This window comes from Bremerella alba (assembly GCF_013618625.1).
In the GTDB taxonomy this organism is placed as follows: domain Bacteria; phylum Planctomycetota; class Planctomycetia; order Pirellulales; family Pirellulaceae; genus Bremerella; species Bremerella alba.
The window spans coordinates 25,717-49,159 of the sequence record NZ_JABRWO010000015.1 but is presented as its reverse complement, the minus strand read 5'-3'; the positions used below and the strand labels follow the sequence as shown (position 1 = coordinate 49,159).

Annotated in this window: 27 protein-coding genes; 11 read left to right on the top strand and 16 right to left on the bottom strand. The window is 55.1% G+C overall.

Annotation, left to right across the window (positions count from 1 at the left end):
• Nucleotides 1-401: 401 nt before the first annotated feature.
• Both HOV93_RS22565 and HOV93_RS22560 read left to right on the top strand, forming a co-directional pair.
• On the top strand, nt 402-608 hold the full coding sequence (locus tag HOV93_RS22565) for a hypothetical protein (RefSeq protein ID WP_207398817.1): 207 nt from the start codon (nt 402-404) through the stop codon (nt 606-608).
• Nucleotides 595-1,368 carry a hypothetical protein gene (locus HOV93_RS22560; protein WP_207398816.1) on the top strand — a complete coding sequence of 258 codons (774 nt, stop codon included), beginning with the start codon at nt 595-597 and terminating at the stop codon, nt 1,366-1,368. Before HOV93_RS22565 ends, HOV93_RS22560 begins: the two co-directional genes overlap by 14 nt.
• Nucleotides 1,369-1,397: 29 nt before the next feature.
• Here HOV93_RS22560 and HOV93_RS22555 read toward each other — a convergent pair whose 3' ends face one another.
• Complete coding sequence (locus tag HOV93_RS22555) at nt 1,398-3,896, bottom strand: sodium-translocating pyrophosphatase (RefSeq protein ID WP_207398815.1); 2,499 nt, start codon at nt 3,894-3,896, stop codon at nt 1,398-1,400.
• A gap of 558 nt (nt 3,897-4,454) precedes the next feature.
• Here HOV93_RS22555 and HOV93_RS22550 point away from each other — a divergent pair.
• Nucleotides 4,455-5,183, top strand: a complete 729-nt coding sequence (locus HOV93_RS22550) for a hypothetical protein (RefSeq protein ID WP_207398814.1) — start codon at nt 4,455-4,457, stop codon at nt 5,181-5,183.
• Between the two features lie 158 nt (nt 5,184-5,341).
• Here the strand turns inward: HOV93_RS22550 and HOV93_RS22545 are convergent, their stop codons facing one another.
• The gene (locus tag HOV93_RS22545) at nt 5,342-6,517 is read right to left on the bottom strand and encodes a hypothetical protein (protein WP_207398813.1); all 1,176 of its coding nucleotides are present in this window, start codon (nt 6,515-6,517) and stop codon (nt 5,342-5,344) included.
• A gap of 223 nt (nt 6,518-6,740) precedes the next feature.
• Nucleotides 6,741-7,061 carry a thioredoxin gene (trxA, locus tag HOV93_RS22540; protein ID WP_207398812.1) on the bottom strand — a complete coding sequence of 107 codons (321 nt, stop codon included), beginning with the start codon at nt 7,059-7,061 and terminating at the stop codon, nt 6,741-6,743.
• Between the two features lie 315 nt (nt 7,062-7,376).
• On the opposite strand from trxA, the gene arsC reads away from it, so the two are divergent.
• From arsC to HOV93_RS22520, 4 genes are all read left to right on the top strand, one after another.
• Complete coding sequence (gene arsC / locus HOV93_RS22535; RefSeq protein WP_207398811.1) at nt 7,377-7,718, top strand: arsenate reductase (glutaredoxin); 342 nt, start codon at nt 7,377-7,379, stop codon at nt 7,716-7,718.
• Nucleotides 7,719-7,982: 264 nt separating this feature from the next.
• The gene (locus tag HOV93_RS22530; RefSeq protein WP_235990813.1) at nt 7,983-8,903 is read left to right on the top strand and encodes a PSP1 domain-containing protein; all 921 of its coding nucleotides are present in this window, start codon (nt 7,983-7,985) and stop codon (nt 8,901-8,903) included.
• A 6-nt stretch (nt 8,904-8,909) separates the two neighbouring features.
• Complete coding sequence (locus HOV93_RS22525) at nt 8,910-9,410, top strand: Minf_1886 family protein (RefSeq protein ID WP_235990811.1); 501 nt, start codon at nt 8,910-8,912, stop codon at nt 9,408-9,410.
• Nucleotides 9,411-9,432: 22 nt separating this feature from the next.
• The gene (locus HOV93_RS22520) at nt 9,433-9,615 is read left to right on the top strand and encodes a hypothetical protein (protein WP_207398810.1); all 183 of its coding nucleotides are present in this window, start codon (nt 9,433-9,435) and stop codon (nt 9,613-9,615) included.
• Between the two features lie 67 nt (nt 9,616-9,682).
• On the opposite strand, the gene HOV93_RS22515 is transcribed toward HOV93_RS22520, so the two are convergent.
• From HOV93_RS22515 to HOV93_RS22500, 4 genes are all read right to left on the bottom strand, one after another.
• Nucleotides 9,683-10,228 carry a YbaN family protein gene (locus HOV93_RS22515; RefSeq protein WP_207398809.1) on the bottom strand — a complete coding sequence of 182 codons (546 nt, stop codon included), beginning with the start codon at nt 10,226-10,228 and terminating at the stop codon, nt 9,683-9,685.
• A gap of 54 nt (nt 10,229-10,282) precedes the next feature.
• On the bottom strand, nt 10,283-10,660 hold the full coding sequence (locus HOV93_RS22510; RefSeq protein WP_207398808.1) for a VOC family protein: 378 nt from the start codon (nt 10,658-10,660) through the stop codon (nt 10,283-10,285).
• 17 nt (nt 10,661-10,677) lie between these two features.
• Complete coding sequence (locus tag HOV93_RS22505; protein WP_207398807.1) at nt 10,678-11,070, bottom strand: STAS domain-containing protein; 393 nt, start codon at nt 11,068-11,070, stop codon at nt 10,678-10,680.
• 85 nt (nt 11,071-11,155) lie between these two features.
• Complete coding sequence (locus tag HOV93_RS22500; RefSeq protein ID WP_207398806.1) at nt 11,156-11,536, bottom strand: STAS domain-containing protein; 381 nt, start codon at nt 11,534-11,536, stop codon at nt 11,156-11,158.
• Nucleotides 11,537-11,882: 346 nt separating this feature from the next.
• Here HOV93_RS22500 and HOV93_RS22495 point away from each other — a divergent pair, with 346 nt between their 5' ends.
• Nucleotides 11,883-12,776, top strand: a complete 894-nt coding sequence (locus HOV93_RS22495; protein ID WP_315853458.1) for a DNA-methyltransferase — start codon at nt 11,883-11,885, stop codon at nt 12,774-12,776.
• Between the two features lie 65 nt (nt 12,777-12,841).
• On the opposite strand, the gene HOV93_RS22490 is transcribed toward HOV93_RS22495, so the two are convergent.
• The 9 genes from HOV93_RS22490 to HOV93_RS22450 all read right to left on the bottom strand — a co-directional run bounded on the left by HOV93_RS22490 (nt 12,842) and on the right by HOV93_RS22450 (nt 20,969).
• On the bottom strand, nt 12,842-13,339 hold the full coding sequence (locus HOV93_RS22490; RefSeq protein ID WP_207398805.1) for a dihydrofolate reductase: 498 nt from the start codon (nt 13,337-13,339) through the stop codon (nt 12,842-12,844).
• A complete protein-coding gene (locus tag HOV93_RS22485; protein WP_207398804.1) occupies nt 13,336-14,130 on the bottom strand; it encodes a thymidylate synthase in 795 nt (264 codons plus the stop codon). Before HOV93_RS22485 ends, HOV93_RS22490 begins: the two co-directional genes overlap by 4 nt.
• Nucleotides 14,131-14,335: 205 nt before the next feature.
• On the bottom strand, nt 14,336-15,160 hold the full coding sequence (locus tag HOV93_RS22480; protein ID WP_207398803.1) for a sugar phosphate isomerase/epimerase family protein: 825 nt from the start codon (nt 15,158-15,160) through the stop codon (nt 14,336-14,338).
• Between the two features lie 191 nt (nt 15,161-15,351).
• The gene (locus HOV93_RS22475) at nt 15,352-16,557 is read right to left on the bottom strand and encodes an iron-containing alcohol dehydrogenase (RefSeq protein WP_207398802.1); all 1,206 of its coding nucleotides are present in this window, start codon (nt 16,555-16,557) and stop codon (nt 15,352-15,354) included.
• Nucleotides 16,558-16,612: 55 nt separating this feature from the next.
• Nucleotides 16,613-16,879 (bottom strand): hypothetical protein, encoded by a 267-nt coding sequence (locus tag HOV93_RS22470; protein WP_207398801.1) that lies wholly within the window; start codon nt 16,877-16,879, stop codon nt 16,613-16,615.
• A gap of 287 nt (nt 16,880-17,166) precedes the next feature.
• On the bottom strand, nt 17,167-17,964 hold the full coding sequence (locus HOV93_RS22465; RefSeq protein ID WP_207398800.1) for a DUF4198 domain-containing protein: 798 nt from the start codon (nt 17,962-17,964) through the stop codon (nt 17,167-17,169).
• Between the two features lie 36 nt (nt 17,965-18,000).
• A complete protein-coding gene (locus tag HOV93_RS22460) occupies nt 18,001-19,005 on the bottom strand; it encodes a DUF1559 domain-containing protein (protein WP_207398799.1) in 1,005 nt (334 codons plus the stop codon).
• Nucleotides 19,006-19,092: 87 nt separating this feature from the next.
• A complete protein-coding gene (locus HOV93_RS22455; protein ID WP_207398798.1) occupies nt 19,093-20,049 on the bottom strand; it encodes a DUF1559 domain-containing protein in 957 nt (318 codons plus the stop codon).
• Between the two features lie 173 nt (nt 20,050-20,222).
• Complete coding sequence (locus HOV93_RS22450; RefSeq protein ID WP_207398797.1) at nt 20,223-20,969, bottom strand: hypothetical protein; 747 nt, start codon at nt 20,967-20,969, stop codon at nt 20,223-20,225.
• Between the two features lie 115 nt (nt 20,970-21,084).
• Between HOV93_RS22450 and HOV93_RS22445 the strand changes: the two genes are divergently transcribed.
• The 3 genes from HOV93_RS22445 (at nt 21,085) to HOV93_RS22435 (ending at nt 23,415) form a co-directional block, all read left to right on the top strand.
• Complete coding sequence (locus tag HOV93_RS22445) at nt 21,085-21,432, top strand: P-II family nitrogen regulator (protein ID WP_207398796.1); 348 nt, start codon at nt 21,085-21,087, stop codon at nt 21,430-21,432.
• 43 nt (nt 21,433-21,475) lie between these two features.
• Complete coding sequence (locus tag HOV93_RS22440) at nt 21,476-22,003, top strand: hypothetical protein (protein ID WP_207398795.1); 528 nt, start codon at nt 21,476-21,478, stop codon at nt 22,001-22,003.
• 464 nt (nt 22,004-22,467) lie between these two features.
• Nucleotides 22,468-23,415, top strand: coding sequence for a hypothetical protein (locus HOV93_RS22435; RefSeq protein ID WP_207398794.1), 948 nt, complete (start codon nt 22,468-22,470; stop codon nt 23,413-23,415).
• Nucleotides 23,416-23,443 lie beyond the last annotated feature (28 nt).

The window sequence follows — 23,443 nt, the reverse complement described above, 5'->3', positions numbered from 1 at the left end:
AAAGCCAGGACGAAACTGAGAGAACCTCAGTCGCTTGTTGGATGTGCGGACGGGGGGTGAATCGGAGTTGATACTTACTCACGCACTGCTGGCCTTTAATCATTTTCTTATTGTGCTTACTAAATTATTCCCTATGGGACCGATTTGGGGAAAAATTTGGTTAAAACTTGAGATACATATCGGCCTAAATCGATTGTTCTACGCGTAACGGGGTAAAGATTCCCGCAACGTCGTCGAATCCCATTTCATGTGCCAAGGATGAATTTTAGGGAAAGATGGATACTTTAGGGTTTCACGTGGTATTGCGAAGTCCATCCATCTGTATGAATCGTCGTTCTAGGGACCAGGGATCGATCCGGAGTCCTTCAAGAGGGAGTTCATCTGAGATTGGGGAGACGGACTTGATTCGCACAGGCATTAATGCGTCGAGCGTTGTCGCCGGGCTGTTGCTTCTGAAGGGGGATATCGAGCCGTTTCTGGCCGCGATGGCACCGGTCGCCAATGGTCGGGTTTGCTCCATCGTCGGTTCCAACGGTACGCCGGTTGGTTCGGTTGAACGGGAACTCGTTGATCTCACGCATGTGGAGATGCATCGTGTCTTGCTGTGATGTTCGCGTAACGCTGCTCGTTTTCGTGGTACTGATGGGTTGCGATAATCCTTCCAGTTCACGAAGCACGTCGAAGCGACCACCATTGGTCAGCATGCATCCGACGGGTGATTTTGCAGGTCCAGCGTCTTATCATTGGGACCACCGCGGGAAAGACACGGCCTGTCGTATTGCTTTGCCCAACCGAACCGCAATGCCAGTGACTCTTCGCTTTCGCCAGATTGAAATAGACAGTAACCCGGTGGGTATCATCTTCCTTGATTCTGCCTATGCGATCGAAGTGGGCAAGATCTTTTCCGACCAGATGGTTATTTTCGTCCGGCCTGGCGATGTGATTCCTTATCACGATCAACTCTATCATGTCACATTCGATAGCGATTCACTTGTGATTAAATGTGTTACGGACTTGGTTCCGACGCACTTTCATCCAGACCCGCGACACTTGATCATTGCTCAGAGTGAACCGCCGGAAATTCGCCAGCGACTCTATCTGCTTTATAAAGATGACTGGTCAGACTACGAGCGTGTCCGCGTCACCCAGATAGCCGACGATGGAAGCTATGCCGAGTACGAAGGCAAACCCTATTACGGTTCCGGACAGGGAGCTTTCGGAGGCAAGACGATCGAGCCCCAAGAGGTTGTCCATCAATGGGCCAACAGCACGACCGACGTGGCCGGAATCGTTCCTTCGGTCGAGATCGACGGAGTGGGAAGACTTCGCGGATGGGTCGAGTTTCGCCAAACCTTAGTCGACAATTGATCGGGGAATGCCATCGGTAATAGGAGCGTTTAAAAAATCCCCATTGCGATCAAGCTATAACGCACGACAAACCCGCCCACGACCAGACTGACCATGCTCATCAGCTTGATCAAGATGTTCAAGCTTGGTCCGCTGGTGTCTTTGAATGGGTCGCCGACTGTATCGCCTACGACGGCCGCTTTGTGGGCATCGCTTCCCTTGCCGCCGTGATGGCCAGCTTCGATGTATTTCTTGGCATTGTCCCAGCTGCCACCGCTATTGGCCATAAAGATCGCCAGGCAGAAGCCGCTGGTCAGTGCGCCTACAAGCAACCCCAGCACCCCTCCTACGCCCAGCAAAAAGCCGACGGCAAGCGGCGTGAGCAAGCCCAGTAGCGAGGGGACGATCATTTCCAATTGGGCCGCCTTGGTGCTGATTGCGACCGGGGTCGAGTAGTCTGGTTCTTCGCTATTGTCCATGATGCCAGGCTTCTCGCGGAACTGCCGACGGACTTCTTCTACCATCCCTTTGGCCGCACGTCCGACCGCTTTCATCGTTAACGCACAGAAGACAAACGTGGTCATCGCTCCGATAAAGATCCCCACCAACACCTTGGGGTTCATGACGTTCGCTTCGTAGTAAGTCGTGAAGTCATTGAGGCTGGCCTCGTGGACATTCACAAAATGCGCGCCGGTCGTCGCGAACTGCAGGCGAGGTTCCCCCTGCTCTCGCGTAACGATCTGAACCAAGTCAGAAGAAAGAGCCGCAGGCTTTCCGTCGCCGCCCAGTTGGTTCCACGCTTGCTTGATCTTTACATCACGAAGGTCGGCCGGCATCGGCAAGTAACCGAATACACGATCGGTGCCGTCTTGATCTTCCTTCAGAATGACAAGGCCTGGGGCGATCTTGGTGGGCGTATCGTATTCGACCTGAGCGGCGACACTGCTTCCCCAGCGATCGAAGCCTTCGCGAACAACTTCGACGTAAGCTGCCATCAACGCCAAAGCCGTCAGCGCGGCCGAGCCTATGGCGAAGCCCTTGCCAGTTGCCGCGGTCGTATTGCCCAGGCTGTCCAACGCGTCGGTACGTTCGCGGACGATCGGCTCCAAGTGCGACATTTCGGCGTTACCCCCGGCATTGTCGGCAATCGGGCCGTAAGCGTCCGTTGCCAGGGTGATGCCGAGGGTGCTGAGCATTCCGACGGCTGCGATTCCCACGCCATACAGACCCAGGGCAAACAAGTTGGGGTCGTCAAAGCTCCAGCCATTGGCGAATCCAAACGAGGCCAACGTGGCGACCGAAATCACAATGACGGGAGGCCAGACGCTGAGCATACCGTCGGCGATTCCTCCGATGATAATGGTGGCAGGCCCGGTCTCAGATTGTTCGGCTAACTTTTTGGTAGGCGTGAATTCGTCGCTCGTGGCGTACTCGGTCCACTTGCCGATCAACCATCCAGCGGCGAGCCCGACGATAATACTCAGCGAAACACCGGGAATGGCAACGCCGACATGAAACGAGGCCTCCGGAACGGCTGGCATTAGCAGAATGCAAATGATGGTGGAGACCACCGCTACGGCGGCTGTAGCCACGTTGATCCCGCGCGAAAGAGCGGCCAGCAGATTCTTCTGCGAAGCCCCTTCCTGCGTACGAACAAGATAGACGCCGCCGATGGAAAGTAGCGTGCCAAATGCAGCAATCAACATCGGGACAAACACCGCGCGAATCTGGGCATCCGCGACGTCGTCAAAGCCAGCGGCACTGGCCATCACCGGGGAAGAGAACGCCGCTACGCCCAGCGCGGCGGTGGCCAAAATGCTGCCGCAGTAGCTTTCGTATAGGTCGGCACCCATCCCGGCGACATCGCCGACGTTGTCACCAACGTTGTCGGCAATCGATGCCGGGTTGCGGGGATCATCTTCGGGAATGCCTTGCTCGACCTTGCCCACCAGGTCGGCACCGACGTCGGCAGCTTTCGTAAAGATCCCCCCGCCGACCCGTGCGAACAATGCCTGGCAACTCGCTCCCATGCCAAAGCAAAGCATCGTGGTTGTGATATTAAATAGGGAGAGATCGAAGACCCACTTCAGCACACCAAACCAAAGCACGATGTCTAACAGGCCCAGTCCCACGACCGTTAAGCCCATGACAGCGCCACTGCGAAAGGCGATCTGTAATCCCTGGTTGAGTGATTTTTGGGCTCCGGCGGCCGTCCGGCTGCTGGCCAGCGTGGCGGTCTTCATCCCGATCCAACCGGCTAGCCCTGAAAAAAAACCGCCTGTCATGAATGCAAACGGAACCCAGCGGCTTTGCACCTCGACGACAAACGCCAACAAAGCAAGAACGACGGCGATGGCTACAAAAAAGATCGTCACCACCATGTACTGCTGAGTCAGATAGGCGTTTGCCCCTTCGCGAACGTATCCGGCGATTCGCTGCATGGTCGTTGTGCCGGGGTCAGCCCTGACCATGCCCATGAAAAAGAAGTAGGCCTGAACGAGGGCCACAATCGACGCAAAAAGTACTAACAGCCAGATGCCGAAAAACATGATGCCATTCCTTTGCGTATCGACGGCAAATTCCAAGGTGTCGCGATCACTGAGAGCTCTTCGCCCGACCCAACAGCCAAGCCGTGCAGTGGGTAGCCGTTATTATCCATATTATCAGAGGGGGTTAAACTAGTTTGTGTCGGCTCCGAATCGGAAAAATGAGATTCAATGCGCATTAAGTGGCTCTTTGCGGTGCTGAGAAGGCCTTTATCGCGAGGACATCAAAGCCCTGCCTATAGTCCGTTTCACAGCGTTTATCTCGGAGTTTTGCCTGTTCGCGGCACTCGGCAGCTTGTTCACCGGTCAAAAGCTTCGCATCGCTGTCCCCCCAAGGGCAGGTGGTTTGGTTTGGCTTGTGCAAAATTGTTGGCTTCTTCGCAAACAGCGATTAAGCTTTAGGTGTTGTGTTTCCTGCGTATTGGGTAGGAAAAGTATCCGTTGATCGCTGCATCTTTTGTGGGGCAACTACGACGGATCTTATCTTTGGATCATCTCACAGTTGTTAGTCGATTCGCTGGCAATCGCCGAAAACGAGCGAATCATAGGAGCAGTTATCACATGAAATGGCACATGGTTGGGCGATTGTTTGGCTGCGTGGCCATGCTGGGCTGTTTAGCTCCAGTGGCAATCGCGGATGAGAAGAGAGCCAGTTCGGCCAGTGAAGTCGAAACGGTCGAGATGTTCCAGGCAATCGATGATGGTGTCATCGAAGTGAAGTTCATTCCGATGAGCTCCGAAAAAGGCACCGTTATTATCACGAACAAAACCAAGAATAAGATGCGCGTCGAATTGCCGGCCGCATTCGCTGGGATTCCCCTGGCACAGTTCGGCGGCAACCAAGGTGGCGGCGGCTTCGGCGGTGGCGGCCAAGGTGGTGGCGGCGGTTTCTTCAACGTCATGCCTGAAAAAGTTCAACGCATCAAGGTCCAAGGCGTTTGTCTTGATCACGGTCTGGAAGATCCCGATCCCCAGATTCCTTACGAACTGAAGCCCATCGGTAATTACACCGAAAAGCCTGGCGTCGCCGATCTTTGCCACATGCTCGGCAGTGGTCAGCTGAATCAGCGCAGTGCACAAGCAGCTGCCTGGCACCTGAACAACGGCATGAGCTGGGAAGAACTGGCCAACAAACGTATCGAGCATCTCATTGGTGACGATACGCCTTACTTCAGCCGCCAAGAGCTGCAGATCGCTTACCGGGCATCCGAAGCTGCCAAAGAGCGTCACGCGGCCCGCGAAAAGGCGAACAAGAAACCAACCGAATCGCTTTCGCTTAGCAGCGAGTAAGCATACGATTCATGCGAGTCAGCAACGATTCGGGGGACGCTCAATGAGCGTCCCTTTTTTTATTCGCTCGGCTTGTCATCAATTGGGGCTTCGTCGTTTAAGAGGGCAGCGAGCTGAGAAGGAATCGGAGGCCAGTCGACCAACACGAGAGAAAGTCTTTACGCCGCTTTAGGAGTTATTTCCCGGCTCAAATCTTGGTAGCGTTCTTTCAAGATTTCGAGCTTCGTTTCGTTCAACGATTCGTGCTCGCGGCGAAGCTCGGCGAGTTGGGCTCGCACTTGGGCATCGCGATCGGCCAGATCATGTTTGGCGCGGCGGATCTCGGTGTGGTGTTGATCGGTGTCGTCTTCCAGCTGGACCTGCTGTTCCTGGATATCTAGCTTGGCCAGTTCCAACTGATGGAGCATCTGCCGAATCTCGCTCTTGGCGGCTTGATTCCGGGCGTGCAGTGCTTTGTCGAAGTGCTCGACAGCGTGATCGGTTTGGTGATCCAGCCGTCGCCGCAGCGCCGACGGAATCCGCACACGAATCTCGGCCCAGGCCATTTCCAGTTGATCGCGAATGACCTGCAGCTCTTCGAAGGCGATCTGCATCTCGTGCTGCACATCGGCGATTTCGTTCTCGCGCTGAGCTAACTCCTCTTGGTCGCGGGCCAACTGGCGTTGTTCCTGCTCGAGCCATTGATGTTGTTGAACGCGGCTCTGCTCCATTTCGCGTTCAACCTTTTGGGTGTACCCGGCAAACTCTTTTTCTCGCAGGGCCTGCAGCGAGCGCGCGTTCTTGAGCAGCGCCCATTGCTGAGCCAACTGAGACTCCGCTTCACTCAGTTTTTCTAGCCGTACGGTGACTGAGCCGTCGACCTCGGGTTCGATCGCGCAAACTTCGGTCTCTTGACCGCGCCACTTGCGTCGCCATTGGCGGATCTTCTCTTCGATACTACGCAGGGGACCAGCCGGTTCTGTTTTGTCTTCGGGCTCTTCGCGAGTGGCTCTTGCGGTATGAGGGACCGGCTCGTCCATGGCCAACGCGGCGCTTCGCTGCTGAGTCTCGAAGTTCGCCATCCGGGCATTGAGCTCGGCCTCGCGACGATCAAGCTCCATCTGGCGATCGCGCATCAAGCGTGCTAGCTGATTGATCTGCCGGCGCTGCCAATCGGGAAGCGTTTCGAGGTCGGCGGACGTGAGATCGACGCCTTGGTCGTCTTCTAGGTGATCTGCCGAATTTCCTTCCACTGACGAGGCATGCGGAGGGTCAATTCGCAGCTCTGGCGTACCATGCTCGGAAAGCTGGCGCGTCGATGGCTTGATGTTTGTCGGGCGGATTGTCGGCTTCATGGCGAATCAATGCAATGGGCGGCAGTCGAATGGATTACTCGGCCATCCTTTCGCATCGGCATGATGTGCCTAAGAAGTTGAGTTTAACGGCTGCGCAGGTTGAAATGCTGCGGACTCGCAGGGCTTTTGCATGCTACCACCCACTTTCAGGGCCAGCGCATAAAAAAACGGAAGGCAATCGCCTTCCGTTTTGCTAGCAAATTTTATGCCCGGTACGGGACGCTTAGCCTTTGGCTGCGTCCAGCGCTTGCTGTAGGTTGGCCTTGGGCTGGTTGCCGAGCATCTGGTTCACGACTTCACCATTCTTGAAGATCATGACCGTTGGGATGCTCTGGATACCGTACTTCACGGCCAGGTTTGGGTTTTTGTCGGTATCGACCTTACCGACTTTGACCGAACCTTCGTATTCGGTGGCCAGCTGATCGATTACCGGTGCCAACTGACGGCAAGGACCGCACCAAGGTGCCCAGAAGTCGACCAATACCGGATCGCTCGATTGCAGGACTTCGGAATCAAAGTTGTCTTCGTTAAATTCATTGGCCATTGGAGGCTTCTCCCGATCAATGGAAAATATGGGGGTTTACTGTCGCTTGCGTCTCATGAGATCAAGTCGAGCCCAGACATTCAGCATGCCGTAATTCCGGGCCTAATCCAATAGAATCGCGAATTTTAACCAGGTTCACAACCCAGGGGGCATGCTTTTATTATGGTGGGTAACCGAGTTAGGACAACCTGCTGCAGTACCCGCTTGCTGTGCTCTGGTAACTAGGATGCCACTTGAAGATCGGCGTTACAGGCAGATTGACCTCGGTTTCCCGAACTTCCTATATTCCGTCATTACCCTGCTTCAAGGTACGCGATGAGCGTCACGATCTACCATAATCCACGTTGTATGAAGAGCCGACAAACCTTAGCCCGGCTCAGCGAGCATGGGATCGAACCCGAGGTGGTGCTTTACCTCGATAGTCCCCCCAACGAAAAGACGATCCAATCGTTGCTCAAAAAGCTGGGACTCAAGGCCGAGCAGCTCGTGCGGAAGAAAGACCACCAGGCCCTGGGTCTCGCGCGGCCGGAAGACGAAGCGGGTTGGATCGCTCAGATGGCTGCCAATCCGAAGATTATCGAACGTCCTATTGTGGTGGTTGGCAACGAGGCCCGGTTGGGACGACCCCCTGAAAGCGTCGACGAAATTCTCCCCTAGGCGGTTGCTAGCGTTACTTAGGATAGAAACGATCCCTTGAGTTCAATCCGGATGCATTCGCCGCTTGTGCCCCGGTGATATCAGATCGACTTCCCAGGCACGCATCGAGCTCCCAATTTCAGGGATGGCCCCAATCAGGTTATACTGCAAGGATTATTGAAACCTTCCCAACGTGCTGTCACCATGCAGATTGCCTGCGAGGCAGTACGTTTTTCTCGTCGGCAGCCCTATCGGTAATGCAGCGGCGATATAAAGATATTCAGTATGGCGAAATACATCGTTCGCTACGGGGTCATGCGTTTTATAGGCGTGTTCTCGGCCCGAGCAAAAGATGAATACAACCGCGACGACCAAGTCATCATTCGCACCAAGCGCGGCTTGGAGGTGGGGGATGTGCTTTGCATTGCCACCGACGACGCGGTCAACCAGCTTAGCGATCCGACCTTTGGCAGCATCATGCGGGCCATGTCGGTCGAAGACATTAAGCAGACCGAGCACATGCTGGGAGACACCCAGCGCGAAGTGGAAACGGTCCGCCGCGTGATCGGCGAGATGGATCTTCCAATGCAACTGGTCGACGTCGAGCACTTGTTCGGCGGCGAGCGAATTGTCGTTTACTACTTGTCCGAGTCGCGAGTCGATTTTCGCGATCTGGTCAAAGCGTTGGCTTCCGAACTGCAGACACGTATCGAAATGCGGCAAATCGGTGTCCGAGACGAGGCCAAATTGCTGGCCGATTACGGCGATTGCGGAAAGCCGGTCTGCTGCAACACGCATCTGAGCGAAATGCCCCCGGTATCGATGCGGATGGCCAAGCTTCAGAAAGCGACGCTCGACCCGACGAAGATTTCCGGACGCTGCGGACGACTCAAGTGTTGCCTGCGTTACGAGTACGACACGTACGAAGAGCTACAACGCGACCTTCCGCCGATTGGTAGCGACATTGTGACTAGCAATGGCCGTGGTCGCGTGTTGAATCACGAGATTTTAGCCGGGCAGCTGTTGGTCCGTATGGAAGACAACCGCAACATCATGATCGATGCCAGCGACGTGCTGACGATCCTCAAACGCGGCAACGGCCAAACCGGGGGAAGTTCCAGACGCGGCAAACGTCGCGATAAGAAGGAAGCCGCAGACGAAAGCGGCGAGAACACCCAATCCAATCCAGACACTCCGAAGGAATAAAACGGCATGTCCGAAGATACTTATTCCGCCTTCATGCAGCTGCTCAAAGATGATTCGCGCTATCGCATGGAAGCATATCAATTTGTCCGCGAAGCCCTTTCCTTCGGCCAGCGATTTCAAGAGGATCAGGACGAAGACCCATCCGAGGAAGAAGACCTAGACCTGGAATGTTTCGAGGAAGAGATCGACGAACTCGAAGACGAGCTTGAAGGCTGGGATGAAGAGGAAGAAGACGTTGAACGCCATCTCACCGGTCAGGTGCTGTGCTTGGCTATCCGTCAGTACGCCCAGCAGCAATATGGTTTGCTGGCGAAAGTGGTGCTCAACTCGTGGGGCATCCACACCACCGGTGATTTCGGCGAGATAGTGTACAACTTGATCGGCATCGGGATGATGCGAAAGTCGAAATCGGATCGCCGCGAAGACTTCAATGATCAGTACGACTTTGAAGACGCGTTCGTGAAGAACTTCGACTTCGAACTGTCGGAAGAATCAGGGCAAGCTTAGCACGAGCCTACAGGGAAGAAACATGGCGGCCGCCAAAAACAAACAAGCATCCTCGCGCGATCAGCCACGCAAGGTGCCCGTCTATCTGCCCACGTCGAATCCACCCAAACGGCATCTCGGTTTCTTGATCGCGATGGCCGTGATCGCGGTCATTTGGTTCAGTCTCTTGGCGTATCTTGCGCTGCAGCAAGTCGGAACGATCTAGTCGTTTTACAGGCTTGCTGATTGTGTCTTCCTAGGGGGATAGGGGCTGGGAAGAGAAAGGGTTTCCATCAACGATTGTCGCCATGGGGCTGGCGTTGGGTGCGATCCCATTCCCGCTGTTTCCGCTCTAGCTCGTGCGATTTGTGGACCTCGTCGTTGTTGATCGTTTCTTCTTGCTGATCGCTGGAATTGCTCTTACCCTCGGCAATCTTGACCGGGTCGCGCGGCTCTGGGACCAGGTAGATGACAAGGATCCCGGTTATCACCAAGACGGCCATGAGAATCAGGGCCCAGCTTGGTATCGGAAAAACGAGCAGCGAAATTCCCCAACCGAGAACAACCGAGGCGATCGCCTGGATCTTGGTGCTGGTCTTGATGCCTTTGCGAACTTCCCAGTCGTAAAGGATCGGACCGAAATAGGGCGTGTCGAGCAGCAGGTCGTTCAGCTTCGGAAAGGAACGCACCAGGAAGTAGCTGGTGACCAACAGAAACGGTGTGGCTGGGACAATCGGCAAGATCATGCCCAGGATGGCCAGCATGAAAAATATGGTCGCGCAGCCCAAGTAGATTAGCCGCTTGGACCAAGCGATCTCAGGTACCGGAGGATGATTCATAGCGAAAGCCGGACCTCTAAGTGTATATAACAAACCGTTCCGGCAGGCCGACGACTACTCTCCCAGGTCGGAATAGAACGTCAGCAAGTTCCCATCGGGATCGAAAAGGCCAAACTCCCGTGTGCCAAATGCCGTATCTCGGAGCGTAGTATCGGAAGCAAAGATCCCCAAGGGCTGAAACACGCTGTAAAGGTGCTCGACATCGCATACGGCGATACGAATGTTCGGTCGCTCGACTCGGTCCCAACTCGAGGGATCGTGCCAGCGAAGATGGATTTCGACCCGATCTCGAATGATCGATGCGTAGCGCGGATCGTCTGCATCTTGAAACGATACCTTGAAGTCCAGCTTGTCGACATAAAACTGGATGGCGGCTTTTACGTCGCGAGACGGCAGAACAGGATTAACGGCTTCGAGGAGCAAATCGGGCATGGGGAGGGCAAGCCTTGTTAGGGGGAACGCAGGCGAGCGAGGCCGTCCTCACGGTTTGTTGCCACCTCTAGCGGTCCCGGTTGATTCATATCGTCTGATATTAGGCTACAGACGAAAAGTACTCCCCGCAACTCTCCATTCAGGCTGCAGACCATGATTCGGCCCTGAACTTCGCAGACTTGTCGCAGCAAAGAGACGAGCACGCGGACGCCAACGCTCGACATAAAGCGTACCTGACTCAAATCTATTAAGACTTTTTCCGGCCGACGTGATTGGCCATATTCGATTGTCAATTCGCGAATCGCCAAACAGTTGTTGGCGTCGCGCATGTTGCTCACCAGCGGCGTGACAACGTGCACACCGTCGACCTCTTCGAACGAAACGAGTGAATTCGTGACCTTGGCGTTCATGCGTCCGTGCTCCGCCTAGCATGGTTGGGGTGGGGACCGATTTACAAATACGATCGGTGGGTAGATGGGCTCCATTTTGCGCAGGTTACGCGGTCGACAAAGCCGACTCAAGAGTGTCTACGGAATCGAACGGCGTTGGGTCGTTAGGGTTTTCTGAGATTAATTTGCAAATTCTGAACATGCTGGTGAGCGAGGAAGACAGATTGCAAAAAATGATTCGTTCTTCGTCATTGGGGACCGCTCGACGAAGATTCAGAAACGCGAGGATTCCGATACTGCTGACGAAGTTAACGTTTTGCATATCGATCACGACACGGCGATGATCGACCTGTTTCACATAGTCGGTCATTCCATCCCGAATCGAATAACAGATCTCGGTGTCGCGCATCTGTTCGACTTGCGGGGTGAGAACGAGGACTTTGCCGGCAATCTGATGGTGGACTAACGTGGGTGCGGCGTCGTTCATGGCTGGCCCTTTCCAAGGGAGTGGATCACCTCACAAGCGCTCAATGAGGAGAAACCCTTCACGGCGTTTCATTGATTTAGCATCTCCTACCATTGAGGTAAGGTCAACCAGCGAAATCCGAAAGATGGGGACTTTCCGACCGGTTCTCGCTGCGAACCGAACCCATCCGCAGTTCATAGGTGTTACTTTCTTTCAGCGAAGCGGCTTCAGATTCGGGCGTGCACACGTTTGTCCAAGAATGCGTTAAGATACGGCGACCGGACTGCATTGCGCCCTGCCGCTTGCCGGGCTACACTAATACTTCCAGTCCCAGATTGTACGATCATTCATGCCAAGGAGGGCCGCTGTGGCGACGCCGCTGAAACTTCCCGCCACTGGATTGACGACCGGCGATTGCATTGCCCAGATGAAGAAGCTGCCTGAGGGATGCATCGACCTGGCTTTCGCCGATCCCCCCTTTAACATCGGCTATAAGTACGACGTCTACGACGACCGGCGATCGGTCGACGAGTATCTCGAGTGGAGCGAACAATGGATGCGAGAAGTCTCGCGAGTTCTCAAACCTACCGGGGCATTCTGGCTGGCAATTGGCGATGAATTCGCGGCCGAATTGAAAGTTCTCGCCACGCGCACGCTCGGGCTTCATTGTCGCAACTGGGTCGTTTGGTATTACACCTTTGGCGTGCACTGCAAGAGCAAGTTCACCCGCAGCCACGCGCATATCTTTTACTTCACCAAGGATGCGAAGCAGTTCACCTTCAACGACGGAGAGATCCGCGTACCGAGTGCCCGGATGCTGGTTTACGGCGATAAGCGAGCCAATCCCAAAGGACGCGTTCCGGACGATACCTGGATTCTGCGTCCCCAAGATGCCCCGGAAAGCTTCAGCAGCGAAGAAGATACGTGGTACTTCCCCCGCGTCGCCGGCACCTTTAAAGAGCGTGCAGGCTTCCACGGTTGTCAAATGCCAGAACAACTGCTGGGTCGGATTATCAAATGCTGTTCCAGCGAAGGAGAGGTCGTCATGGATCCCTTCGCCGGCAGCGGCTCGACGTTGGTAACCGCGAAGAAGCTAGGCCGCCAGCCACTAGGCTTCGAGCTATCCAAAGACTACGCCAAACAGGTCCGCGAGCGCCTGGCGAAAGTTAAAGAAGGCGATCCCCTGGTCGGGTCCGAAAACCCACTTACCAGCGCCCCTAGCACGGCCAAGGGCCGCCGGCTGAAACAGCCCACGACCTAGTCCGATAGGCCGCCGCACGTGGCCGGGCCGATACCCTGGTGCCTGCATCGCGGCAAGCGAGACCCCTACGCTTCCGGTAGCCGGTCCCACACTTCAAAGCGGGTAGGGTACTGATTCTTCGCGTCGGGCGGAATCTCTTCGGCCGACTCCAAGTGCCAGTGGTGGAAGTCGAGCAGTGGGAAGTGCGTGTCGCCGTCGGGAATCATCGCAAGCACTTTGGTCAGATAGAGCCGCGTGGTCCATGGGAGCATGGCTTGATAAATTTCCGCGCCCCCTACCACAAACGCTTCGTCCGCTTCGTGACATGCGGCGACGGCATCGCCGACGCTGTTAGCGATCACCGCCCCTTCGACCTGATAGCTGGGGTCGCGCGTGACGATGATTGTCGTGCGTCCTGGCAGCAGCCGCCCGATCGACTCGTACGTCTTGCGTCCCATGATCATCGGGTGACCCATGGTCAGGCTCTTGAACCGCTTCAGATCGCTGGACAATCGCCACGGCATGTCTCCATCGCGGCCGATCACCCAGTCTTGGCTGGCCGCGACGATCATCGAAATTCTCATACGGCGACCGGGGCAGAAATGTGCGGGTGCGGGTCGTAACCTTGTAGCTCGAAGTCTTCGATCCTGAACGCGAACAAGTCCTTCACGTTCGGGTTGATCTTCATCGTCGGTAGCGCTTTGGGCTCGCGCGAAAGCTGGAGCTTGGTTTGCTCTAAATGATTCGAATAGAGATGGGCATCACCAAACGAATGAACGAAGTCGCCTGGCTGAAGATCGCATACCTGGGCGATCATCATCGTCAGCAGTGCGTACGAGGCAATGTTGAACGGCACGCCCAACAGCACGTCAGCACTCCGCTGGTACAACTGGCAGCTCAGCTTGCCCTCGGCCACATAGAACTGAAAAAGAAGGTGGCACGGGGGTAACGCCATCTGCGGAACATCGGCCACATTCCAGGCCGAAACAATCAAGCGACGCGAATCAGGATTTGTCTTGATCTGCTGAACCACTTGCGAAACCTGGTCGATCGCTTCGCCATCAGGCGTCTGCCAGCTGCGCCACTGCTTTCCGTAAACGGGCCCCAAGTTGCCATCCGCGTCGGCCCACTCGTCCCAAATACGGACTTTGTTCTCGCGCAGATATTGGATGTTGGTTTCCCCTTTGAGAAACCACAGCAGTTCATGAATGATCGAACGCAGATGCAGTTTCTTCGTCGTGACGACCGGAAACCCTTCCGACAGGTCGAACCGCATTTGATGGCCGAACACGCTGAGCGTGCCGGTGCCGGTCCGATCGTGCTTCTCGACCCCTTCGTCGAGAATTCGCTGCATCAAATCAAGGTACTGTCGCATAACATTTCTTGTCCCCGCTCCCTTGAAGAGAGAGGGCTAGGGTGCGGGATTTCAATGGTGGTGGGCCTAAGTGATTCGGCCTCCCTCGTAATCCGCTTTGTGTATCCGTTGAACCGGGTTGTGTTGTCGGTCACGCTTCGCCCCTCACCCTAGCCCTCTCCCCCAAGAGGCGAGGGGACAAGAGCACAGGAGCGGTGCTTCGAGACTAGCTTGTTGCCGCTTCGCACTTGTGCATGTAGGCGATGCTGTCCTTCACGAGCGATTCGATGCCAGGCTCGTAGTCGAAGACTTCCACTGAAACCCAGCCACGGTAATCGACTTCTTTCAATGCTTGAAAAATGGGAACAAAGTCGACGTCTCCCATGCCGGGACCGCGTTTGTTGGGGTCGTTGGCGTGGAAATGGGCGATGTGAGGATGCGTTTCCCGGATGATCTGCGGGATCGGCTTGTCTTCGGCTGACATCGCTTTGACGTCCAGGTGAATCTTGCAATTGGGCGAGTCGATCAGGTCCATCAACTCCATCCCCTTCTCGGCCGTGTTCAGGAAGTCCCCTTCGGCCGGGCCCAGTGGTTCCAGGGCCAAGGTGATGTCGCACTGTTCCAAAGTAGGCATCGCTTTGCGGATGCAATCGGCGGCCAGCTTCATCGCTTCCGATTCGCTGACGCCTGGCAACAGATTCCGCTGCTGAGGGCTGCCCAGTACCATGATTTTGCCACCCAGGTCACTGCACAGCCGGGCCAATTCGCAGAAGTAGTCACTTGTCTTCTGGCGTACCGCATCATCCGGCGTCGTCAGGTAGAAGCCTTCGGTTTTGGCCAAGAGCCAATGCAGGCCGACCACATCGAGCTCGGCATCTTCGATCTTTCCGCGGATCTCGCCACGCTGCTTGGCAGTCACATCGTAGGCGGTTGAAGCGAGCGTAAACGGAGCGATTTCCACCGCGTCGTAGCCAGACTCTTTCGCATGCGCGAGGGCCGTTTCCAGCGTCCAGTCTTGGTACGTTTCGTTGCAGATAGCGTATTTGAACATGGTTTCTCGTGTCCCCTCTTTCTGGCAGGTTTAGGGCCAGGGTAAGGGTTTTTTGTTCGTGGTTGGAAGAAAAACGAGCTACGTTATATGTCGCTCGCCCCCTCACCCTAACCCTCTCCGCCGAGGGGCGAGGGAACAAGATGAGGAACACTCCGTTCTATGGGATTCATGCGGAAGGGACAACCATGCGTTTACAACGCTTCGGTTAGAATCTGTAGCAGGTCATCCCGTGTTGGCGTGCGTGGATTAATGTTCATCAGGCGCGTGATCGCAAACGACTTGTCCGCGAAGTCAGGTAGCATATCCTCGGTCACACCATACGCGCTGAGCTTCTCGGGAATACCAATCAGGCTCTTCAGCTGTTCGACTTGGCGTATCGCGAGCATCGCCCCTTCCATGTCGCTGGCGAAATCACAGATCGGATCCAGAAGCTGAGCGATCCGCGAAAGCTTCGCCTCGCGCTGGGGCAGGTTGTACTTCATCACGTAGGGAAGCAATAAACCGTTGCCGCCACCGTGGCTACAGTGCACGCGGCCGCCGATGGGGTACTCGAGCGCGTGAACCACTGCCACGCCGCAGTTCGAGAACGCCAGCCCTGCCAACGAAGCAGCGAGCGCCATCTTCTCGCGGGCCTCGCGATCGTGCGGGTTATGAACGGCTGCCGCCAGGTATCGCCCGACCAATGCGATCGCCTCTTCGGAAAACAACTCACCGATCGGCGTGCTGCCGCTGTAGGGAACGGGCTCGCCTGGCTCGGCCGCGATCTTGCCAGACTCCTTCGACAGATACGCTTCGACGGCATGCGTCAGCGCATCGATGCCGCTATCAGCCGTGACTTGTTTCGGACAGCTGAAGGTCAGCTCCGGGTCGACAATCGCCAACGCTGGTCGCATGAACTGGCTGAGAATACTGACCTTCATGTTCGTCTCGCGATCGGTCAGCACGGCCGACTGCGAGACCTCGCTACCGGTGCCGGCGGTCGTTGGCATCGCGATTACGGGAACAATCTGCGACGGAACCTTGTCCCAGCCAAAGAAGTCTTGCGGCTGGCCGCCGTGGGTGGCCAGTACCGCTGTGACCTTAGCCAAGTCGATATTGCTGCCGCCCCCCAGGCCGAGAATTGCATCGGGCTGAAAGGTACCAGCCATCAAGGCCGCGTTTTTGGCGATTTCCAAATCTGGCTCGGCGACACTTCCGTCGAAGACTTCCACCTGAATGCCATGCTCGGCCAGGTCGTCAACCAACGGCTGCACCATCCCCAAACCGGAAAGCGTGGCGTCGGTGATGATTTGAACTTTTCGATACCGACGTCCGGCGGCCCGCTTACCGAGTTCGTGTCGCGAGCCGCATCCAAAAGTGAACTGCCCGGCGGAGAAGAAGCTCCAGGATTGTGCCATGATATTTAATCTGATCCCCTCTCCCGTCAGGGGAGAGGGGACACAAAGAGGGTGCTTAGTCTTGCTTGGCCAGTATGCGTTCCAAATACTTCGCGACCAACGTGGCATCGTCCGAAGCGACCAGGTGATCGATCTGCTTCTTGGGGACTTCCAGCTTCTCGAGATGGCCGATGATGCGCTTCCAGACGGTGGCCCGCTTCTTGCCTTCGGCGAGGTACAGCTCGGTGATATTCTCTTGCAGCTTTTGCGTCGCGATGGCGTCCTTGTTGTCGTAGTAACGCTTGATGATGTTTTGCTGATGTTTGGAGTAGGAGTTGGCCATCAGGGGCATCCTTTTCGCATTCAAGAAAGCAAAGAAGACCGCAAACAGGTGCGGCCGAAAATTTATCGTGACAGAGTCAACGAAACCTGTAAAGCGATCGGCTATTCAGCCAGGAGAATTCCAGCAAATTTTACCCATAGTATCACTGCTGGCAGCAGCAACGCCGGTCCCCTCGCCCCCTTGAGGAGAGGGTTAGGGGCGAACCGGGTGCTTGCTTCAAAAAACCTCAACCTAGCCCTCTCCCTGGGGACGGGAGAGGGGACCGGCAAGAGGGCCGAAGAGATTTACTAGCCGCAGCAGGGGCAGCGCTCGGGGACGATCACTGTCAGCGTGGCGCTGTAGGCCGTCTTCTCGAAGCCGTCTCCCTTGGCGTCTTCGTCGGTCACGTGCACGACCACCAGGTACTGATCGCCAGTCTTAGGCGTGAAGCTGGCCATGCCGTTTTCATCCGTCTTGCGTTCGTACGTTTCATCGAAACCTTCTTTCAAGCTTTCGCGACGTGGCACGAACGAAACGACCGTGTCTTTGAGCGGCTTACCGTGGAACAGCAATTGAACTTCAATCGGCTTGCCAGGACCCAGCGGGGCAACCGGATTGACGGTAGGAACCAGTTCCAGCGTATGTCCCAGCGGCTTATCAAAGCCAGTCAGGTCGCTGGGAACCTGGTCCAGGCTTTCGCTGACGATAAAGAAAGTCTTGCTGCTCTTCATCGCGCGGATAGGGGTGCCGTGATTGATGAGCTTGTCCAAGGTGTGAACCACCGTGTACAGCCCAGGCTTCTCGGCCACGTATTTGGCATTCCAGAAACCTTCCTTCGGCGCGTACCCGGTATCGATGGCAACGCTCTGGGCGTCAAACTTTTCGCCACTCGGAGAAATCACTTCCCAGGTCAGGTCCTCTAAACCGATCTTGCTGGCCAGTTTGAAATCGCGATGGTGGTTGCCATGATTTCCGAGCTTCAGGTCCGTATAAATCGCATCGCCAGGGCGAACGATATTGGTGTTGGTCTCGACCCACGTATCGTGCGCAGATGCCGATGCCGACAGAGCAAAAAGAAACAATGAAAGGGAAAGTAGTCGTGTCATGTGTTTAACCTTGTCGTAAAGAATTTGTAGAGAGAATTAAAATTCGCCGAGGACTTCGCCGCCACCTTTGGTGCCCAGAGCACGCCAGGTGGTCAGGTTGATCGTTTCCGGAATGAACCGCACCGAACCATCGGCAAGACCTACTTGGACGCCGCCAGGATGTTGGCTGCGCGGTGCAAACCAGCCGAATCCGTTGCGATGGACGTCGGGGTTCTGGTTGTTCGGAGCCATGTACGTATTGAACGTTGTCATGTGCTCTCGTCCCCAGATCCACGATCCGCGTCCTTTGCCGTCGATATTGCCAGCGCTACTGGCAGCCGTCGCCATGTCGGGGTTATGCCCCGGGGCTCCGGTAAAGCCTTCGCCGGCGCCCCCCATGCCGCCGCCACCATAGCGGGCCATTTGCCGCTTGGGGTCGGTCACGGTGCCGGTCGTTTCGGTCTTATCGCCCAGCAGCGATTCTGACAGAATGGCCGTGTTAGAGGTGCCATCGGTCATGTCGCGAAACTTGGCCTGCGAACCCCACCAGAACATGCCGTTGGTGGCGGCCCTGGTATCGTAGGTCGACCCGGTTCCGTCCCCCGTGCAGACAACGTAGTTCGTGCCGGCGAAAGAGTCGTTGGCAGTATTGGCGTTTTCAAAGACCGGGTTTTCACCGTCGCTAGGACACAGGAACAGGTCCACGACCTTTTCCGCCGCCGGCCCGTGCGTCGGATTGAGCGATTGGCTCCCGCCGGAACCAACCATCAACGGAATGCTGAAGTCGATCAGATCTTGCAGGTTGCCTTGTTCGACAAATGGCAAAATCTTGGCCTGAACACTAAAGCCATACGCGCTATCAAACGCCAGGCCAGGAAAACTCGAAAAGGTGCTTTCGTAGTTGTGCATTGCCAGAACCAGCTGCTTCTGCTGATTGGTGCATTGCATCCGCCGAGCGGCCTCGCGGGCCTGTTGCACAGCAGGTAGCAGCAAAGCGATCAAGATTCCGATGATGGCAATCACCACCAGAAGCTCGACCAGCGTAAAAGCTTGTCGTTTCATAATATTATGCTTCCTATGAGAAACTGCATCGTGGCACACCAGCGGTATTTCGCCCGTGTGCCAACCAGACAGTGATTACCAATATCGTTAGTACTCAGAGACGACTTCGCCGCCGCCACGGGTTGCGATCGCTCTCCAGATTTCGATCGCGACGGTCTCTCCGACGAACCGGGCACTTCCATCGGCCATCGCAACTTGCACGCCGCCAGGATGTTGGCTCCGGGCACTCGTGATGGCGAAGTTGTGGTAGCCGTTATGGCAGTCCGGATTGTTGGAGTTCGGGCCGTACCAGTGGTTGTACATCGTGTCGGCCAGATGGCCGTTGATCCACTTCGCGCCACGTTGCCCCGACCAAGCCGGGGCACTACTCGCAGTACAAGCGGATTCGGTCGTCTGCGTCGACGTATCGAGTTCCACAACGCGGAATCGATAGTCATCGTTCGTCGGGGCTGTCGTTCCGCCGTCGCCCAGCAGATGCTCGCTGAACACGACCGTATTGCTGGTGCCGTCGGTAATGTCACGGAAACTAGTTTTCGACAGTGAGAAGATGACCCCATCGGCATTGGAAATGGCACCGTCGTCGGTAGCGATGCTGAGGCTGTTGATTCCGCTTCCTGCGTTAGCCGGATAGCTGATACCACCGTAGATCGAACCAGGCACTTCGTCCTTGTCACTCGGACAGAGAAGCATGTCGATCGTCGTTTGGGCCGCGTTTTCGTTTTGGGCAGGACCCCCAAAAGCAGTCAGTGGGGGTTGGGTGAAGTCGAGCAAATCTTGCAGGTTGCCCTGCTCGACATAAGGAAGCAACTGGGCCTGAGCCGACCAAACCATCGGATAACCCAAACCGCCCGGCGGAAAGCTGCCGAGGGACCCGTCGTAGTTGTGCAAAGCGAGCGTCAGCTGCTTCAGGTTATTGGTGCATTGCATCCGCCGAGCGGCCTCGCGAGCCTGTTGCACAGCAGGTAGCAGCAGAGCGATCAAGATTCCGATGATAGCAATCACCACCAGAAGCTCGACCAGCGTAAAAGCTTGTCGTCTATTCATGATTATGTTTTTAAGTAAGTAACGTGTTTTAAAGAAGTAAGAAGTGACTCTTCATTTCCAGCGGGCTATTTGACGCCCTTTCAGGGAGGAGAGGTTGCCGTCAGAACACCGATAGCAACATGCAAGCGCGCAGCAGCGCACACGCATTCATTCATCAGATATTGAGAAACACGTTAGGCCTGCGGAGGAGGCGAGTCGGGCGCGGCGCGGAAAGAGGTGGGCCGCAATAGAGAATCATGGGGCATGGCTTCGATTTCTAAAGCCACCATTTGGCCGATGCCCAGATCGAATTCCAGCACCGGCGAGTAGATCAATGTGACGCTAGCCAAGGCATGGCACCGCATCGAATTGGTCAACGAGATGGGACGTGACGCAGGGGCCTCTTGGGGCTCGCTGCTAGTCGCGACACACGATTTGGTCGAGCAGGAAGCAGCGTCTGTTTTCGCCGAACTGGTCCCTCGCAGTGTGCAAAGCGCGGCGTAAACGTCAGGCCGAAGTGTTGACTCGCCGCAAAATTCCGACGAGGTGTCGACTGTCTTCTTTAATTCGGCCACAAACTTTTCAGGCGGTTGAACCTGATTTTTCTGGGCCCAGGCCAACTTCTCGGTTCGGCTGAAACAGCAGCAATGGTTCCAGCAGTTACCGGCGTTGCGACAGGAACAAGCGTGATCCTGGCACATGAACGGGACGCTGGTGTCTTTGAAATTCGGCACCGAAAGGGTGATGCCGGCTCCCCATAAGACCATAGTACTCAGCAGGATAAACGTAATGCTACGTTTTCCGAGTGACTGGTCGGTAAGTTGATACCACGCGTGCATCGCGGTAGAGAGGCTTTCCGGGGGGGGAAATAAAGGTGGGTTCCCGATCTCGGTGGGGAAGTCCCGATTGTAATACTCCCGCAACAAAGGAGCAAGTTTCACAAACTCCCTAGCGGGGCATTAGGCTTAAGGTTTACTATAAGATACAGCGGCTACGGCCAAAACCTGCCGGTCGCATCGGTTGGATTTCGTTCAGAAAGCGAAAGAATTCAATAACGTGAAGCAAATTATCGCCATCGTGAAGCCTTATTTGGCTGAGAAAGTGTTGGACACGCTCAGCCGCGCCCCGCTGGAAGCACTCAACGTCCGTGAGGTGAAAGGTTTTGGCCGGCAGAAGAATTATCTCGACGAGTACAGCGAGAGTGAATATTCCAAAACGTTTCTGCCCAAGATCGAAATCAGCATGTGGTTAGATGATTCGCGGGTCGAAGAAACCGTGCGGAAGATTGTCGCGGTCGCACGCAGTGGCCGCATGGGGGACGGAAAGATCTTCGTCCTGCCGATGACCTTCGCAGCCGACATGATCGACTTCGCCGATTACGATTCTCGGCAGAAAGAAACCTAGCCCCGGTCGTCGATCAGGCCGGGGGTAAAAGGAGTCCCAAGTGATGCGACACCTGCTCATCGGTTTGATTGCCGCAGCCATCTTTTTGATCGTGGCCTTCTACGCTTCGGCCAAGATCTGGGGGGAAGAGCCCCAGGCCCGCCCAACAACAGAGGCTACCCCGGCTCTGGGTGTTCCCTATTACTTGCGGCCAAGACTTCTGCCACGGCGGAACATGGTCTTCGATACCCTCTACAGTGGTCGTACCCGCGTGAACCCTGTGCAGAAACGATTGGAACGCGAAGGGTACGACGTCACCGGCAAGTTGCCGATCCTGCCGGAGAAACGCGACGCAAGAATAAGAGACGCCGCCGGAAACGTGTTACCGTCGACCGATCCACTACGCAACCTGAGTAGCCCCTTGCTAGGAACGCAGCGCACCACGCGCGATCCACTGATGCGAAAACGACTGTCTCCCAGCGAAAGAACGCAGCAGCAACTTTACCGCGGGCCATCGCGACCAGGGATGATCGCCCCGCGGGCTCAGCAAGAACGCTCGACCCCTTCGGCAAGAGATTTGGGCCGCCCGTAGGGACCGCGTGTCGCGGGTCGAGAATGGATATTCAATCGCAGGGCGACTACAAATCCCCAACAACGGTTGGCCCAGAGATTCATCTCTGGGTCGGCATCGCCGACAAGTGGCTCATGAATGGATGTTACTGAAGATAGAGACGTTCTATTTTGTACAAGCTTGATGCATTAGCCGCTTGTAGCCTGCGGCTACCCAGAGATAAATCTCTGGGCCACCACGTGCTCTTGATCCATCCCGCAGCGATATTCTTATCCGCGTCCATCCGCGGTTGGGTCACTCTAGTCCGCAGGTAGCTTTCTAGAAGATCTGATTGAACCGGTGATGGGTTTCAACATCATATAGACTTAATCTGATCTTTGTGAATATTGAGTATGCGCGTGGTATCATGATGAAATTATTTAAATTTTGAGGGTGAGGTGGGTTTGTAACAATATGTTTGTGATTCACCGGTTCTGAGGGGTATTGTGATCGACGTAATTCACATTGGAATGCACAAAGCAGCATCCACCTATTTTCAAGATATCGGACTGAGTTCCCATCCGGAAATTGAGACGGTTACTTGGAACAAAAATCCAGAAGCAAGAGAATTGATGTGGAATATTCATCTGGGGAGCAATGGGTTTTGTCGCCAAGAACTCGTCAATTATTTTAATGGAATTCGGGATAAAACGGTTTCTGGCAAAAAGGTGATTTGGAGTTTTGAGGGGCTTTCCGGGGCCATGTACAGTGGAGCGAATTCCCAGTACATAGTTGATATTCTTGGGCAGTCTTTCCCGGAAACTAAGATTCTAGTAGTTCTCAGAGAACAGTATTCCTTTCTCGATTCAGTTTGGTGTCAATACATACGTGAAGGTGGGGTGCTGTCTCGAAAGGAATTTCTCATTAAGGGATCGTCGCCTGTGATTAACGGTTCGACCGGTCTAAGTTCTCCGTATGCCCACGGACTTTATCAACGACTTTTCTACGACAAGTATGTCGAACACCTCTTTAATGTATTCGGACAGGATCGTGTGCATGTCTTTTTCTTTGAGGAATTTTGTAATAACAGCGTTGGGTTCATGCAGCAACTATATGGACAAATTGGCGTGGACTCGAGTTTTGTTCCCGAAACCACAGTAAGAGTACCTACAGGGCAGAAAGTGAATCCTGCGCAAGCGTCATGTCTTAAATTGTTTAATCGAATTTGTAGTACTCTCCATCATCAACCCCTCTTACCGATACCAGGCCTGTCGACCTATTCATTCCCTCGCCGTGTTTTCATCAGCATGCTAAATGCGGTGGTTCGGTGGAAATCCAGTACAGTACTTTCAAGCGTCCCCCAAGAGGTTCAAGAAGCAATTCGTTACTCGAATCAGAATCTAGGAAAGATGCTTGATAGAGATCTCAGCGGATTGGGCTACGACTGTTCTTAATGCGTCGATATGGATTGATCGGAGAATC